This window comes from Rhodococcus jostii NBRC 16295 (genome assembly GCF_001894825.1).
Lineage (GTDB): Bacteria > Actinomycetota > Actinomycetes > Mycobacteriales > Mycobacteriaceae > Rhodococcus_F > Rhodococcus_F jostii.
Genome location: NZ_BCWY01000156.1, coordinates 1 through 13296 on the forward strand (window position 1 = coordinate 1; position 13296 = coordinate 13296).

At 64.6% G+C, this 13296-nt stretch carries 12 protein-coding genes and 1 pseudogene; 6 read left to right on the plus strand and 7 right to left on the minus strand.

What is annotated here, in order from left to right:
- Together RJ1_RS43245 and RJ1_RS43250 are read left to right on the plus strand one after the other, a co-directional pair.
- On the plus strand, positions 1-467 hold a 467-nt coding region (locus RJ1_RS43245), incomplete at its 5' end, for an amino acid ABC transporter permease (RefSeq protein WP_073370528.1).
- Positions 464-1297, plus strand: coding sequence for an amino acid ABC transporter permease (locus RJ1_RS43250; protein ID WP_073370531.1), 834 nt, complete (start codon positions 464-466; stop codon positions 1295-1297). The genes RJ1_RS43245 and RJ1_RS43250, both read left to right, overlap by 4 nt.
- Positions 1298-1784: 487 nt before the next feature.
- Here the strand turns inward: RJ1_RS43250 and RJ1_RS43255 are convergent, their stop codons facing one another.
- The 6 genes and pseudogenes from RJ1_RS43255 to RJ1_RS43275 all read right to left on the minus strand — a co-directional run bounded on the left by RJ1_RS43255 (position 1785) and on the right by RJ1_RS43275 (position 8303).
- On the minus strand, positions 1785-2861 hold the full coding sequence (locus RJ1_RS43255; protein WP_143048765.1) for a pyridoxal-phosphate dependent enzyme: 1077 nt from the start codon (positions 2859-2861) through the stop codon (positions 1785-1787).
- 126 nt (positions 2862-2987) lie between these two features.
- A complete protein-coding gene (locus RJ1_RS49145; protein ID WP_369691070.1) occupies positions 2988-3152 on the minus strand; it encodes a hypothetical protein in 165 nt (54 codons plus the stop codon).
- Positions 3153-3200: 48 nt separating this feature from the next.
- Positions 3201-4864: pseudogene (locus tag RJ1_RS43260) on the minus strand (acetolactate synthase large subunit); the annotation flags it as partial.
- A 345-nt stretch (positions 4865-5209) separates the two neighbouring features.
- Positions 5210-5938, minus strand: a complete 729-nt coding sequence (locus tag RJ1_RS43265; RefSeq protein ID WP_143048764.1) for an aspartate/glutamate racemase family protein — start codon at positions 5936-5938, stop codon at positions 5210-5212.
- Positions 5935-7299: an MFS transporter gene (locus RJ1_RS43270; protein WP_074872633.1), complete on the minus strand. Its 1365-nt coding sequence runs from the start codon at positions 7297-7299 to the stop codon at positions 5935-5937. Before RJ1_RS43270 ends, RJ1_RS43265 begins: the two co-directional genes overlap by 4 nt.
- Positions 7300-7382: 83 nt before the next feature.
- Positions 7383-8303, minus strand: a complete 921-nt coding sequence (locus tag RJ1_RS43275) for a class II aldolase/adducin family protein (protein WP_240319538.1) — start codon at positions 8301-8303, stop codon at positions 7383-7385.
- Positions 8304-8383: 80 nt separating this feature from the next.
- Between RJ1_RS43275 and RJ1_RS49150 the strand changes: the two genes are divergently transcribed.
- Positions 8384-8965 carry a helix-turn-helix domain-containing protein gene (locus tag RJ1_RS49150; RefSeq protein ID WP_073370542.1) on the plus strand — a complete coding sequence of 194 codons (582 nt, stop codon included), beginning with the start codon at positions 8384-8386 and terminating at the stop codon, positions 8963-8965.
- A 942-nt stretch (positions 8966-9907) separates the two neighbouring features.
- Here RJ1_RS49150 and RJ1_RS43285 read toward each other — a convergent pair.
- Positions 9908-11239 carry an aminotransferase class I/II-fold pyridoxal phosphate-dependent enzyme gene (locus tag RJ1_RS43285; protein WP_143048763.1) on the minus strand — a complete coding sequence of 444 codons (1332 nt, stop codon included), beginning with the start codon at positions 11237-11239 and terminating at the stop codon, positions 9908-9910.
- A gap of 169 nt (positions 11240-11408) precedes the next feature.
- Between RJ1_RS43285 and RJ1_RS43290 the strand changes: the two genes are divergently transcribed.
- The 3 genes from RJ1_RS43290 (at position 11409) to RJ1_RS43300 (ending at position 13097) form a co-directional block, all read left to right on the plus strand.
- The gene (locus RJ1_RS43290; RefSeq protein WP_073370544.1) at positions 11409-12035 is read left to right on the plus strand and encodes an FMN-binding negative transcriptional regulator; all 627 of its coding nucleotides are present in this window, start codon (positions 11409-11411) and stop codon (positions 12033-12035) included.
- A gap of 110 nt (positions 12036-12145) precedes the next feature.
- The gene (locus RJ1_RS49155; RefSeq protein ID WP_074872630.1) at positions 12146-12646 is read left to right on the plus strand and encodes a ferredoxin reductase; all 501 of its coding nucleotides are present in this window, start codon (positions 12146-12148) and stop codon (positions 12644-12646) included.
- Complete coding sequence (locus RJ1_RS43300; RefSeq protein ID WP_240319536.1) at positions 12570-13097, plus strand: flavin reductase family protein; 528 nt, start codon at positions 12570-12572, stop codon at positions 13095-13097. The genes RJ1_RS49155 and RJ1_RS43300 overlap by 77 nt, the downstream gene beginning before the upstream one ends.
- Positions 13098-13296: the final 199 nt, after the last annotated feature.

Genomic DNA, 13296 nt, shown 5'->3' on the forward strand with positions numbered 1-13296 from the left:
CCCCTCTGACACTGGTGTTTGCATTCCTTGTCTTCGCAGCCCCGAAGATGGGAATTGAACTGCCCTCCTTCTTCTGGTGTGCGGTGACCGCCCTGTCCCTGTACACGGGCGCCTTCGTCTGCGAAGTCGTCCGAGCAGGAATGAATACCGTCCCGGTCGGGCAAGCCGAGGCCGCTCGATCTGTCGGATTGAACTACGCACAAGTAATGGGCACCGTGATCTTGCCGCAGGCGTTCAAAGCGATCATGCCCCCACTGTCCAGCCTTGCCATCGCCCTTCTGAAGAACACCACGATCGCGGCGGGATTCTCCGTCGCCGAGGCCGGTTCCATTCCGGCGGCAATGGCCGAGCGCGGAGAGAACCAGATGGCCACCTTGGTCTGGATCTCCGTTGGCTTCCTCATCCTGATCACTCCGCTCGCGCTAGCGCAGCGGTGGGCCGAGCGAAAGGTTTCGGTGCCCACATGACCACCCTGCTCTACGAGCCTCCCGGCCCCCGGGCGGTGACGAGAAACAAGATCTTCGACGTCGTCGTCATCGCCATCCTCGCCGGCGCCCTCGCGTGGATCGTCTACCGGCTCTACGACACCGGCCAGTTCGATGCACGGCGCTGGGAACAGTTCCAGTACACCGCTATCCAGACACAGTTGCTTGGAGGATTGAAGAACACCCTGCAGGCGGCCGCGATTGCCTCTGTGCTCGCGCTCGTGTTCGGCATCGTCCTCGCCGCCGCACGGATCAGCGACCACGCCTGGGTCCGCGTGCCCGCCACCTGGGTCGTAGAGATTTTCCGGGCGCTCCCGATGCTGATCCTGATGTTCTTCTTCTACTTCGGATCGATGCAATACAATCTCGGTCTCTCCCCGATGTGGGCGGTCGTTCTGGGCCTGACCCTCTACAACGGTTCTGTCCTGGCGGAGATCTTCCGCGCCGGTCTCGTCGCGGTGCCGCGCGGTCAACGCGAGGCCGGCTATGCGATCGGCCTGCGCAAGCATCAGGTTGTCCGCATCGTCCTATTACCCCAGGCGGTCCGCACCATGCTTCCCGCCATCGTCAGCCAGCTGGTGATCATCCTGAAGGACACCGCCCTGGGATTCATCATCACCTACAACGAGCTCCTTTATGTTGGGCGGCAGATGGGTTCGCGACCCGAGTTCGGATTTCCCTATCTTCCGACGTACATCGTCATCGCGATCGTCTACATCGGGTTGTGCTCGATGTTGACGATGCTGGCCAATCGCCTTGAACGCCGCAGTAGCAGCAGTGCCGGCACAGCGCGCGCTCTCGCACCGCGCTGACCGGCGCCCGGGGCTGACGATCCGCGCGGCAGGTGCCCCCGGTTCCAGTCTCGACTGACAGCTGCCGAACGGCCGGGCTCACGACCCCGAGAACCGCAAATCTGCACCACACTGCTCTACCGCCAAGTCAGAGGTCACCAACACCGGTCCCAACGAAGACTGAACGCTGGTGCCTGAGCGGAGAACAGCTCTCGCCCCAGGCACCAGCGTTATGTGCGGCTCGCAGGGAGGGTGACCCTGACCGAGATTTACGCGGGATTGCACTCGCGGACAATCATTTCCATGGGGAGCACGCGCTCCGGCCTGACCGAGGAATCTTCGTCGCACCGTATCGATCGACGAGCAGCACTCCTTCGCCGCCGACTGGCAAAATCATCACCTGACACGAGAAATCCGGTGGGGTGCGGCTGTCCACAGCCGCACCCCACCGGAGGTTCTCGTCAATTTCAGTGAAGTTCCTGCTTCCCAGAGTCTGGGCCAGGTGGGTCTATTCCAGGGAGGAAGCTACTGCCCCCGAGAGTTCTGCCAGGGGGATGCTCGGCGACTGCGTGGTCGTGTCCAGGCTGAGGCGCTGCAGCGACTGCTGGTCCTTCCATCCGGCACCGGAGAGCACCAGCACGACGACATCGCCGGACCGCAGAACGCCTGCCTCCCTGTCGACGAACGCGGCGGCAAGGCTGATCGCACCGGCGGGTTCGACCAGGATCCCGCACCGCGTCGCCAACAGCGACTGAGCGTGATGGGTCTGTTCGTCGGTCGGCGAGCTCACGTGGCCACCGGAGTTCCGGATCGCCGCCACGGCGGTGTCTTCGTCGAAGAGCACTTCGATCTGCAGGCCGCTGATCGCGCTCATCTCCTTTTGCCGTGTCACCGTTTCACCCAGCGCTGCCCGAAGTGTCGGATTCAGTCGTGGTTGGCAGCCCACCAGTCGGGGTATGGACGATCTCCCCCGATAGCCGCGGGCCAGGCCGGTGAGGAGACCGCCGCCGCCGACCGGGCAGTACAGGAGGGAGGCTGAGGGGACCTCGATGTCGAGTTCGGCGCTGACCGAGTCGAGCCCTGCCATAGCGTCCGGGGAGTGGGTGAACGAGGGCGTGGCGATGAAGAGGTTGTGCTCGTCCGCGACGGCGGAAACGGCCTCGATGGTCGAGGCCAGTGCTCCTTGGCTGGGATCGAAAGACCTCTGGACAGGGATCGTTCGGCCTCCGAGGGCGCGGATCTGTGCGAGCTTGGCGGCGGGAGCGTCGGGGCGGGTGACGGTGATCGCGGGAAGCCCGGCGTGGGCCGCGTACGCGGCGCAGGAGGCGCCGGCGTTGCCCGAGCTGATGCCGATCAGCCCGCGGTAGCCGCCGGAAACCGCCAGTTGCGCGGCGCGCGCAGCAAAGCGGTCCTTGAAGGAGCCCGTGGGGTTGAGATGTTCACACTTGACGAATACCGCTGCCACACCGAGCAGGTCGGCCAACTGCGGGGAAAGGTCGAGAAGAGGCGTCTGTCCCTCTCCGAGTGACCACTTCCCCGCCGCAGGTTCTTCGGTGGGGGGACGCTGTGCCGATTGGGTCGTCATGGGAACTCCCTCGCTGTCGTCTCTTCTGGTGTCGGTGCGGTGATTGAAGTGGGAGGTGAACACCACCGACGTTGACCGCGGCGAGCACTCCCCCGGTCCTCGGTGTCGAGCAGGTAATTGCGGAACTCATTCGACTGTCGCGGTCATCGCATGGATGGTCGCGTGCTCGGTGGCGTTCTCGTCGTCGAACAGGGGACGGATCCCCTGCGCAGCCATGATCTGGTCATTGCTCGCGCCCGCGGCGATCATCGGCCAGACGAGCGCGTCGTCACTGACGAGGAAGTCGATCACCACCGGTCGGTCGTTGATCGCCCGCGCCTGCGCAATGACGGTGTCGACGTCGCTCTCGCGCTCGCATCGGAAGGCGGCGCAGCCGAGTGCCTCGGCGAGCTTGACGAAATCGGGGATTCGACGTGAATGGGTGGCCAGGTCGATGTCGAGTAGCGTCCGCCGTAGTGGATTGACTGAAGTTGCTTGACCATGCCGAGATTGCCGTTGTTGATCAGGGCCACCTTGACCGGCACCCCTTCGATCGCGGCCGTCGCCAGTTCCTGATTGGTCATCTGGAAGCATCCGTCACCGTCGATCGCCCACACTTCCCGTTCGGGTGCAGCGATTTTCGCTCCGAGCGCCGCCGGGACGGCGTACCCCATGGTGCCGAGACCGCCGGAGTTCAACCATGTTCGAGGGTTCTCGAATTCGATGAAGTGGGCCGCCCACATCTGGTGTTGTCCGACGCCGGAGACGTAGATCGCGTCGGGCCCGGCGGCCTTCCCCACCGCTTCGATGACGAGTTGCGGCGACAAGGTGCCGTCGGCGGGTCGGTCGTAGCTGACCGGGTACGTGCGCTGGATCGCGTCCAGCGACGCCCGCCACTCCTGCAGATCCGGGACCGGTCCGGTGCCACGTGCGAGGCGAAGGGCGTCGATGAGTGCCCGGACGACCTGCCGGCAGTCTCCGACGATCGGGACGTCGACGTACCGGTTCTTGCCTAGCTCGGCGGCATCGATGTCGGCGTGAATCACCCGCGCATTCGGGGCGAACGACTCCACGTGGCCGGTGACGCGGTCGTCGAAGCGTGCGCCGAGGGTGATCAGCAGGTCGCTGCGCTGCAGTGCGGCCACCGCCGCGACGGTTCCGTGCATACCGGGCATTCCGTAGTGCAGCGGGTGACTGTCGGGAAATGCGCCCAGGGCCATCAGGGTGGTGACGACGGGAATCCCGGTGAGTTCGGCGAGCTCACGGAGTTCGACTGCGGCGCCGGCCTTGATGATGCCGCCGCCGACGTAGAGCACTGGAGCGGAGGCGGAGCTGATCAGCGCTGCCGCGGCACGGATTTGCTTGGGGTGGGGGCGGGTCTTGGGTCGGTAGCCAGGCAGGTGTGTCTCTGGGGGCCAGGAGAAGGTGGTCGTTGCTTGGAGCACATCCTTGGGGATGTCGACGAGCACCGCACCGGGCCTGCCGCTGGAGGCGAGGTGGAAGGCTTCGGCAATGGTTCGGGGAATCTCGGCGGCGTCTGTGACGAGGAAGTTGTGTTTCGTGATCGGCATTGTGATGCCGGAGATATCGGCTTCCTGGAATGCGTCGGTGCCGATGAGCCCGCGGGAGACCTGGCCGGTGATCGCGAGGAGCGGAACGGAGTCCATCTGCGCATCCGCCAGCGGGGTGACCAGGTTCGTCGCACCGGGTCCGGACGTGGCCATGCAGACACCCACTCTGCCCGTGGCTTGGGCATAACCGGTGGCGGCGTGACCGGCACCTTGCTCGTGCCGCACCAGCACATGTCGCACTCTGGTCGAGTCGAGCAATGGGTCGTAGGCGGGCAGGATGGCGCCACCGGGAATGCCGAAGACGCAGTCGACGCCGAGTTCCTCGAGCGAGCGCACCACTGCTTGCGAGCCGGTGACTGCTACCGGCAGCCGCTGGACTTCGACGTCAATGTCGGCGGTGTCGGTGTCGGTGTCGGTGTGGTCGTGCTCGTGGAGTTGAGTCGGTGTACTCACGGGTGTCCTCTGCTTGGGGTGGGCTGTCGTCAAATCGGCACCTCAGCGAAGGGGATCCGGTCCTGCCTGCGCGGCCTGGCGGGCCTCCTCGGGTCGGTGGCGCGACCGACTAGGGATCAGCACGTCCGGCGCTCGGCAATCGCGACGAGTTCAGGCGCGGCGTCGTCCCCCGGGGGGCGACGCGCGGACGGCGGTGGCATCTCCCTGCTCCGCGACACGCCCACGCGGGCAGAGCGATATGCATCCGTTCGTCTGATCAGGCGAGGCAGTGTCGGGAGCGCCGAGGGTCCTTGCCGCAGTGCTGCCCTGCTCGCGTAGATGGGAGTTGGAGCAGGGCATCGGGAGCTACCTGGGACTGTGTGTGCTCGCGTAGAACCAGTCCGCGGCGGTCACATAGTCGAATGTCGGCAGGCCGATCTGCTCACGCAACGCCTCCGAGGTCAGGGTCAGATCGCCGCATTCGAGGCAGACGGCGCTGATGTCCGGGTCTTCCGTGACTGCTTGGCGGACAAGGTCGACGGTCTGGGTAATGATGGCCGGGATATCGTGCAGCCCGCCCGCTGCGAGGACCTGTTCCTGGAAGGGGCCTGGGTTCTCCAGGCCTCGAACGACGATTCGGTCATGATCGACCGCACCGGCCGCGGTCAGGCACCGGGAGTCCACGCCTGTGGCGTTCGCGGCAACGATCAGGACCTTGCCCGCACCGATCAGATTCTGGATGGACGGCAACTGGGTCAGCGCAGATGTCAGCACTGGTATACGCAGGTCACGGGTGAGGTCGCGCTGGTAGGGGGTGAAGTAGCCGCACGTGGTCATTACCATGTCTGCGCCGGCTGTGACGAGCTCGCGCGCCTGGGCGAGGACGATCGGATACAGCTGTGGGTCGGCCCGCAGCGCCGGTTCGAGCAGGTCAGGGGCCAGCCAGCGGATGATGGTGGGGAACGCGTAGGTGGCGGGGTGGGCGGCGGCGCCGGGAACCATGTCGATGTGTCCAAGACCGATGACGCCCATCGTGCGCGGAGTCACCAACGCTGCCTGTGGTGTTACCCCCGTCTCCGCATCTCTGGTGGTCATGCCCGCTCCCCCGCGGTGAGGAACTCGGTCTGATCGGATTTCGTCACCGGTGGTGTCGCAGCGCGGCGACGCGCTCGTCGCGACAGGCCTTTCGCTGCGGCGACTCCGATCAGGCAGAACACAGCAATGTAGGTGGCGACGGCCATGCTGCCGTATTGGGTGACGAGCCAGGTGGCGATGAACGGGGCGGGGCCGCCGCCGATGATCCCGGCGAGATTGAAACCGAGCGACGATCCGCTGTAGCGGGTTTCGGCGGGGAAGTTGTTCGCGATCAGGACAGGTTCCGGCGCGAACATCGCGGCGTAGGGAATCAGGGAGAACAGGATGACAAGGGCGGCGCCGACGAGGGATCCGGAGTCGATGACCGCGAAGTAGACGAAGCCGAAGACGGCCATCACGCAGGCGCCCAGGATGAAGGTGCGCTCGTGACCGATCCGGTCCGAGTAGTGACCGGCGAGGATCATTGCCGCTGCTGAGATCAGGGCGGCGGCAGAGACCAGAAGCAGCAACGTGTTGCGACTGTAGGACAGCGTGTCCGTGCCGTAGGACAGGATGAAGGCGATGAAGATGTAGACCGGGATCATCTCCGCGCTCTTGAGGAGGGCGGCAAGAAGTATCTCGACCGGCGACTGGCGCAGCAGGTCCTTGAGCGGGGCTTTGCTGATTCTGCCGGAGTTCTTGAGTTTCTGAAATTCGGCGGTTTCGGGGACGCCGTTGCGGATCCAGATGCCGACGAAGACGAGGATCACACTGGCGAGGAACGGGATTCGCCATCCCCAGGTCATGAATGCTTCGGTCGGCATTCCGAGACTGACAGCAAGGAACGCCAGGTTTGCAACGCCTATGCCAATGGTGCCGGCCGCTTGCGGGAAGCTGCCGCGGAAGCCCTGGCGGCCCTTGGATCCGGATTCCATGGCCAAGAGCACGGCACCGCCCCACTCACCGCCCACTCCGATCCCCTGCAAGGAACGCAAGAAGACCAGCAGGGCTGGTCCCCAGAAGCCGATCTCCTGGTAGCTGGGAACCAAGCCGATCCCCACGGTTCCGACACCCATGAGGATGATCGTCGCCAGAAGCGACTTCTTACGTCCGACACGATCACCGATGTGCCCGAAAATCGCGGCGCCGAGTGGGCGGGCGAGGAATCCGACGAAGTACGTCGAGAACGCCAGCAGCACTCCGACGACCGGACTTGCCTCCGGGAAGAAGAGTTTCGGGAAGACCAGGGCGGCGGCCGCGCCGTACAGCATGAAGTCGTACCATTCGATACCCGCACCGACGGTGCTGGCGAAAACTGAACGCTTTACTGCACTGGATGATTCAGGGACAGGGGTGCCTGCAGCGGCACTGTGTGGGGGCATGGGTTCCTCCGGGGAACACGGCGCGGAGTCGGGGAAGAAGGGGCGATCCTGCCTGCCCTGACCTGTGGGCAAACAGGGGTGATTTAGTTCAGAACCTCGGGTTCGTTCTCGAAGATCTGGTCGGCGAGGATGCGGAAACTGTGGCGGGCCATGTTGGCGTTGCCGAACTGTCGGTGGGCCATCTCCGCTTCCTCGTCGCTCATGATGCGCGGCGTCCCAGCGGCTTCGGCCATCAGCTGCATCTGGCATGCGCGTTCCATCGCGATGAACCACCACGCGGCTTCCTCGACGGACCCGCCGGTAGTCAGCAGGCCGTGGTGGCGCAGGATGGCGGCCTTGTTCTTCCCCAGAAGGGCGGCGATGCGTTCGCCTTCGTCACGCTCGAGCACCAGCCCCTTGTACTCGTCGAACAGCACGTGGTCGTTGTAGAACGCGCACGATTCTTGGATGATCGGATCCAGCTTTTTGCTCAGCGTCGACCAGGCGCGACCGTGCAGCGTGTGAGCGTGCGCGACGGCAACGACATCCGGGCGAGCCTCGTGGATGGTCGAGTGGATGGAGAATGCGGCCTTGTTGGTGCGCAGCTTGCCTTCGACGATCTTGCCTTCTCCGTCGAGCAACAGCAGATCGCTGACCTTGATGCGGGAGAAGTGAACGGCGAACGGGTTCACCCAGAAGTGATCGGCGAACTCCGGGTCACGTGCGGTGATATGGCCGGCGATGCCCTCGTCGAAGCCGAACTTGGCGAAGATCCGGAACGCCGCAGCGAGCTGCTGCTTCCGATGCTGGCGCTCGGCTTCGTACGAATTTTCCCTCTCAGGCAATTCCCCGAGATCGAGCAGGGCGACGTCCGCCTCCGGGGCCTGCGGTTCGTTGGTCACAATATCCTCCTGTATCGACTGCGAAGCCTCCCCAGTGTGTTGCCTCTGAGGCAATTCTGTCAAGGATTTGCGGGGGCCCACTTGCGCTGCATCAAGGCAATACCGCGCGTTGAGATCTTTCACTTGCCTTACGGGTCAACCCAGTCGACTGTTCCGAGTCGGCACTGTCACGGAACGCCGCCGGTCGTATACTGTTTGCCAATATGACAACAGGGGACCTCGACGAGGAAACAGCCCATCATCTTCGGGAGACGCGGACCCGTCACGGTCTGACGCTCGCAGAAGTTGCTGAGCGCATCGGTGTGTCCACCACGCATATGTCACGCCTCGAACGCGGTCAACGGCAACCTTCGATCGGCGTCCTTCGTCAGCTGGCAGCGGTATATCAGGTCGGAATCGGCGAACTGGTCGGGGAGAACGCCGCAGCACAGCGCAAGATCGTGCGCGCGGACGCACCTCCGCACCTCGAGGAGACCGACGATGGCCCATACGCGACACTGACCGGCTTGGTCGGCCACAGCGGCCTCGGGGTGGTGCAACTCGACATCACCGATGACGATGGGCGACATCAGGTTCGCCGACATGAAGACGAGGAATGGATCTACATCCTCCGAGGCGAACTCAAACTCGAACTCGGCGCTGAACACATCACGCTCCGCACTGGCGATTCGATACATTTCGACGCCCGCACTCCACATCGACTGATGTCCGCTGTGAGTACGAGCACCCGGATTTTGATCGTGTGCGCCCCATCGCGCACGCCCCCTACCAACGGCCATATCTAGCGCCACGAACCTCACATCACCCAGTGGTGAGCGCTGCATCTTCGGGAGCACGTCCGTAGCGGTTTCATCGCTCACACCGTCATCGTGAGGCTCGATACCCGCGCTGTGCCAGCGGGACAATGCGGATGCATTCCCGCTGCCGTCGGCAGCTAGCCGACCCCGCGGTCGGCGAGAATCCGGTCACGAACGTGTTCGCGGCCTCCAGTTCCTCTGCACGTCGACCGGCGAATCACAATGCGTCAGAAAATTATTCGAATAGACATGACCGGTCATCCTGCGCTGGCCTATCGCTGCGATGGGCAGTCCTAGCAGGGGCGGCAGGACCGCGTCGGTCACGTAGCGCGATCGGCGATCCCGGCCTAGCCCGTCCCTGACCGAACAGCCACTCCGGGCAGGTCACTCGCTGTCCGGGCTGCCTGCTCGATGCGCATTACGACCGCCGTCGTGAGTTCCCCGGCAGAAGCTCACTCTCACGGAACCGCCGGAGCACCGTGGCATCCATGAATTGCAGTGCGGCGACAGTTTGAGTTGCCACGGCGTCTCGACACGCTGACGAATACATTCGACGTTGTGCAGGTTGTCACCTGACATAGGTTTGAACCCTGCCTCGATGGTATGGCTTCGAATCAAAGGCTCTCACCCCATCCGAACTGGCCTTTTACCGACATACACCGTGCTTCGACAGGTTCTTCACCCTGGAATCCGATATACCGCCTTTTGTCCTGTGCCTAAACATGGTGAGGGGGTGCCACGGGCGGCGCGGCGGAGGGGGGATCAGCAGATCCTTCCGATTCCCCGGCCGGTGTACCGACCCCGACGGTGCCCTGTCACGACAAACGATGATCCGTCCCCGATCCGGTGGCGTTCCCGCTTCTCGAGGTCCTGCGGGACCGCTCCAGCGCGGAAGCCGGAGTTTCTTGCTGCGCTCCGGGCGGACGCAGGTTAGCCGGCCAGGATCTTGGCCAGCGCCGCCGAGAACCGGCGTGCGCGGTCAGTGGTGATCGTGGACGCGGTGACACGGAGCGCATTGTGGGGCCGGTCCGGTGTCGCCGCGAACTGTGCGCCGTCGCGGACCAGCCACCCCTGGCTGGCGAGGCGGTCGACGACGGGCGTGGAATCCCGCTCGAGTGGAACCCAGACGTTGAGACCGTCCATCGAGTCGGGAACATGGATGTTCCGTGCGCTCAGGGCGCCCGTCAGGGTGGTCCGGCGGTGCCCGTAGGTGCGGCGGGCCTCGGCGAGTTGGTCAATTACGTCCGGGTCTCCGAGTAGATCCGAGGTCAGTCGTTGTTGCAGGTGGCTGACCCAGTTGGCGCCGGCGCGTAGCCGGGTGCTCAGCCGGGCGCCGGTGTCGACATCTGATGCCACGATGGCCACGCGCAGGTCCGGGCCCAAGAACTTCGACACCGAACGGACCAGAGCCCAGCGTGTGGTGCTCGCCGGGGCGAGTCGGTGGTACGGCTTGCTGGAGATGGCGGAGAAGTGATCGTCCTCGATGACCAGGACATGCGGGAAGTCGGCGAGCACCGCGCCGAGGGCCTCGGCGCGCTCGGCGGTCAGGCTGTTTCCGGTGGGGTTGTGCGCGCGGGGGGTGCAGACCACCGCGCGCACACCGCTGCTCAGTGCGCGGTGCAGGTCGTCCGGCGTGATCCCTTCCGCGTCGACACGAACCGGTACGGCCCGAAATCCGTTGACCCTGAGCGTCCCGACGCTGGCGAGAAAGCACGGATCTTCGATGGCAACCGCGTCTCCGCGGGTCAGGTGCGCGGTAAGCAGTCGTTCGACCGCGTCGACCGCACCGTTGGTGATCGTGATCGCGAAGGGCCGGCGCACTTCAGGCTCGATTGAGGCCCGTGCCCACTGCTCGAGCTGGGGGTCCGTGGCCGCAGTGCCGTACAACGGCGCCGAGTACGACGTGCGCCCGAGTGCAGCCCCGAGATCGGGAAGCAGTTCGGGATCGGGATTGCCGCTGGAGAGGTCGACATGACCGGCTAGAGCGATGCTCCCTTCCCCTTCGAGTGAGGGAATCGCCCGGACAAAGGTGCCCCGTCGCCCCCGTGTTTCTGCGACACCTGCGGCAACGAGTAGGCGATACGCGGCGGCGACGGTGTTCCGATGTACCCCCAGTTCACTGGCGAGTTCACGGATGGGGGGTACGGAGTCGCCCGGGCACAGCATGCCTGCACCGACGAGGTTGCGGATGCTCTCGGAGATCTCCCCTGCCGTGCCGCCCTCGATACCTGATGTCACCTGGTCGATCGCCACGCTGTTCACGGGTCCCAGCGTATTACCACGTGACAAAAAATGGGAGCCGTGGTTCAATTGTCATGTGACAAAGTGATGCGTTGGTAGGCCACCTGCGCGTGATTCCCGCCGCCCGCCACCTGTCGTCGTCCGGGCGCCCAGCTCAGCCCCTCGACCAAGAACCCCGAAGGAGATCAGCATGATCTTGCCCGAGCACTTCCAGTTGTCCGACGAGGCGATCGCGGCGTCGTTGCGCACCGGCGGCTTCGGCCACCTGGTCACTCCCGGCCCCGAGACCCTCGAGGTGACCTCGATGCCTCTGCTGTACAACGCCGAGAAGCACGTGATCGAAGGCCATCTCGCCCGTGCAAATCCGCACTGGCAGTACACCGCTCAGGGCGAGTCCCTGGTGATCCTTCCCCGCCCGGACGCGTACGTGACCCCGGAGTACTACCCGAGCAAGTACCTGCACCAGAAGGTCGTTCCGACCTGGAACTACGAGGCGCTCTACATCTATGGGCAGCTGGTGGCGCACGACGACAAGGATTGGCTGCTCGAGCACGTCACCGCCTTGACGGCTCAACATGAGGCAGGCCGGGACAAGGAGTGGAAGGTAACCGATGCTCCGGAGAAGTTCATCGACGTGCAGCTGCGCGGGATCGTTGGCATCGAACTGCAGGTCTCCCGCGTCTACGGCAAGGCGAAGATGAACCAGAATCGGACCCCCGAAGACCGCTCCGGTGTCATCCGGGGACTGGAGAAGGGAACCCTCCCCGAGCGAGAGACCGCGGCCGCGATGATCGCTGCCGGCCTGGACAACGCTTGAACAACCCGCGACCGTACCCCCGCATCGATGTCACCGACCGGCAACGGCGGCGCGTGAGCGCCGTTCTTCGCTGAAAGCGCGCGAGGGCACAACGATCAACAGGATGAAACATGAGAAATCACAGCGTGATTCCCGTCTATGTTCAGGATTCCGCCCTGCCGACGCCTGATGTTCGGGAGTTGGCCTTCGCCACCGTCGATGGTGAGGCGCTTCCGGACTTCATACCCGGCGCACATGTGCACGTCCATCATCCGAGCGGGATCCAGCGACAGTACTCTCTCATCGGCTCACCTTCGGATCGATCCCGTTACCGGATTGCCATCCGCCGGCAAGACGACGGCAGAGGGGGGTCGTTGGCATTCCACGACGCCCTGACCATCGGTGAGAAGCTCGCGATCTCGTCCCCGGTCGAAGGGATGACCATCGACACGACCGCGCGACACCACGCCTTCATCGCGGGCGGAATCGGTGTCACCCCAGTCATCGGACTCCTCCATGCCCTCCCCGACGGCGCTGACGCCGAGGTGCACTACTGTGTCCGGTCGGTCCCTCGCCACCGCACCGTACATCGACGTGCTCAAATCACTCGGTGCACGCGTGAGGCTGTATGACGAGTCGGCGGGCGAGCTCCTCGACGTCGCGGCTCTGACCCGGGAGCTGCCGCACGGTTCGACGGTCTATCACTGCGGGCCCGCGGGGCTGATGGCGGCCGTGGAGGAGGCCACCGCCGGTTGGGACACCGACAAGGTGCGCTCGGAGAGCTTCGGCGGTGACGTCCCGGTCGACGGAACAACCCTCGGCGACCCGTTCGAAGTCGAACTGGCGTACTCGGGCGGAAAAGTTGTGCAGGTCGGTAGCGACGAGACCATGCTCCGAGCCCTGTTACGCGAGAAAGCCCCCGTGGACTACTCCTGCGAAGCGGGCGAGTGCGGCACCTGCATACTCGACTACCGAAACGGGTCGGTCGAGCACCGCGACACGGTCCTCGAAGACGACGAACGGGGAGAGATGATGACTCCGTGCGTGTCCCGCGCCCGCGGCCGTATCGTCATCGACCTCTGAACGACCTTCCCCCGGTCACGCGACCGCCCTGCACATCCCCTTCCGCAAAAGCGGTGGGTGCGACTCGATCGAGTCGCACCCACCGCTTTTGCGGTTTGCAGGCAGCTTCAGGCGCTGCCCGGCGCCGTCGGGGCTGCGTTGCACATGATGGTTCAGTTGATGTCTGCCTGACCGACGCCGTGGCCGTTTGACGTGGGTT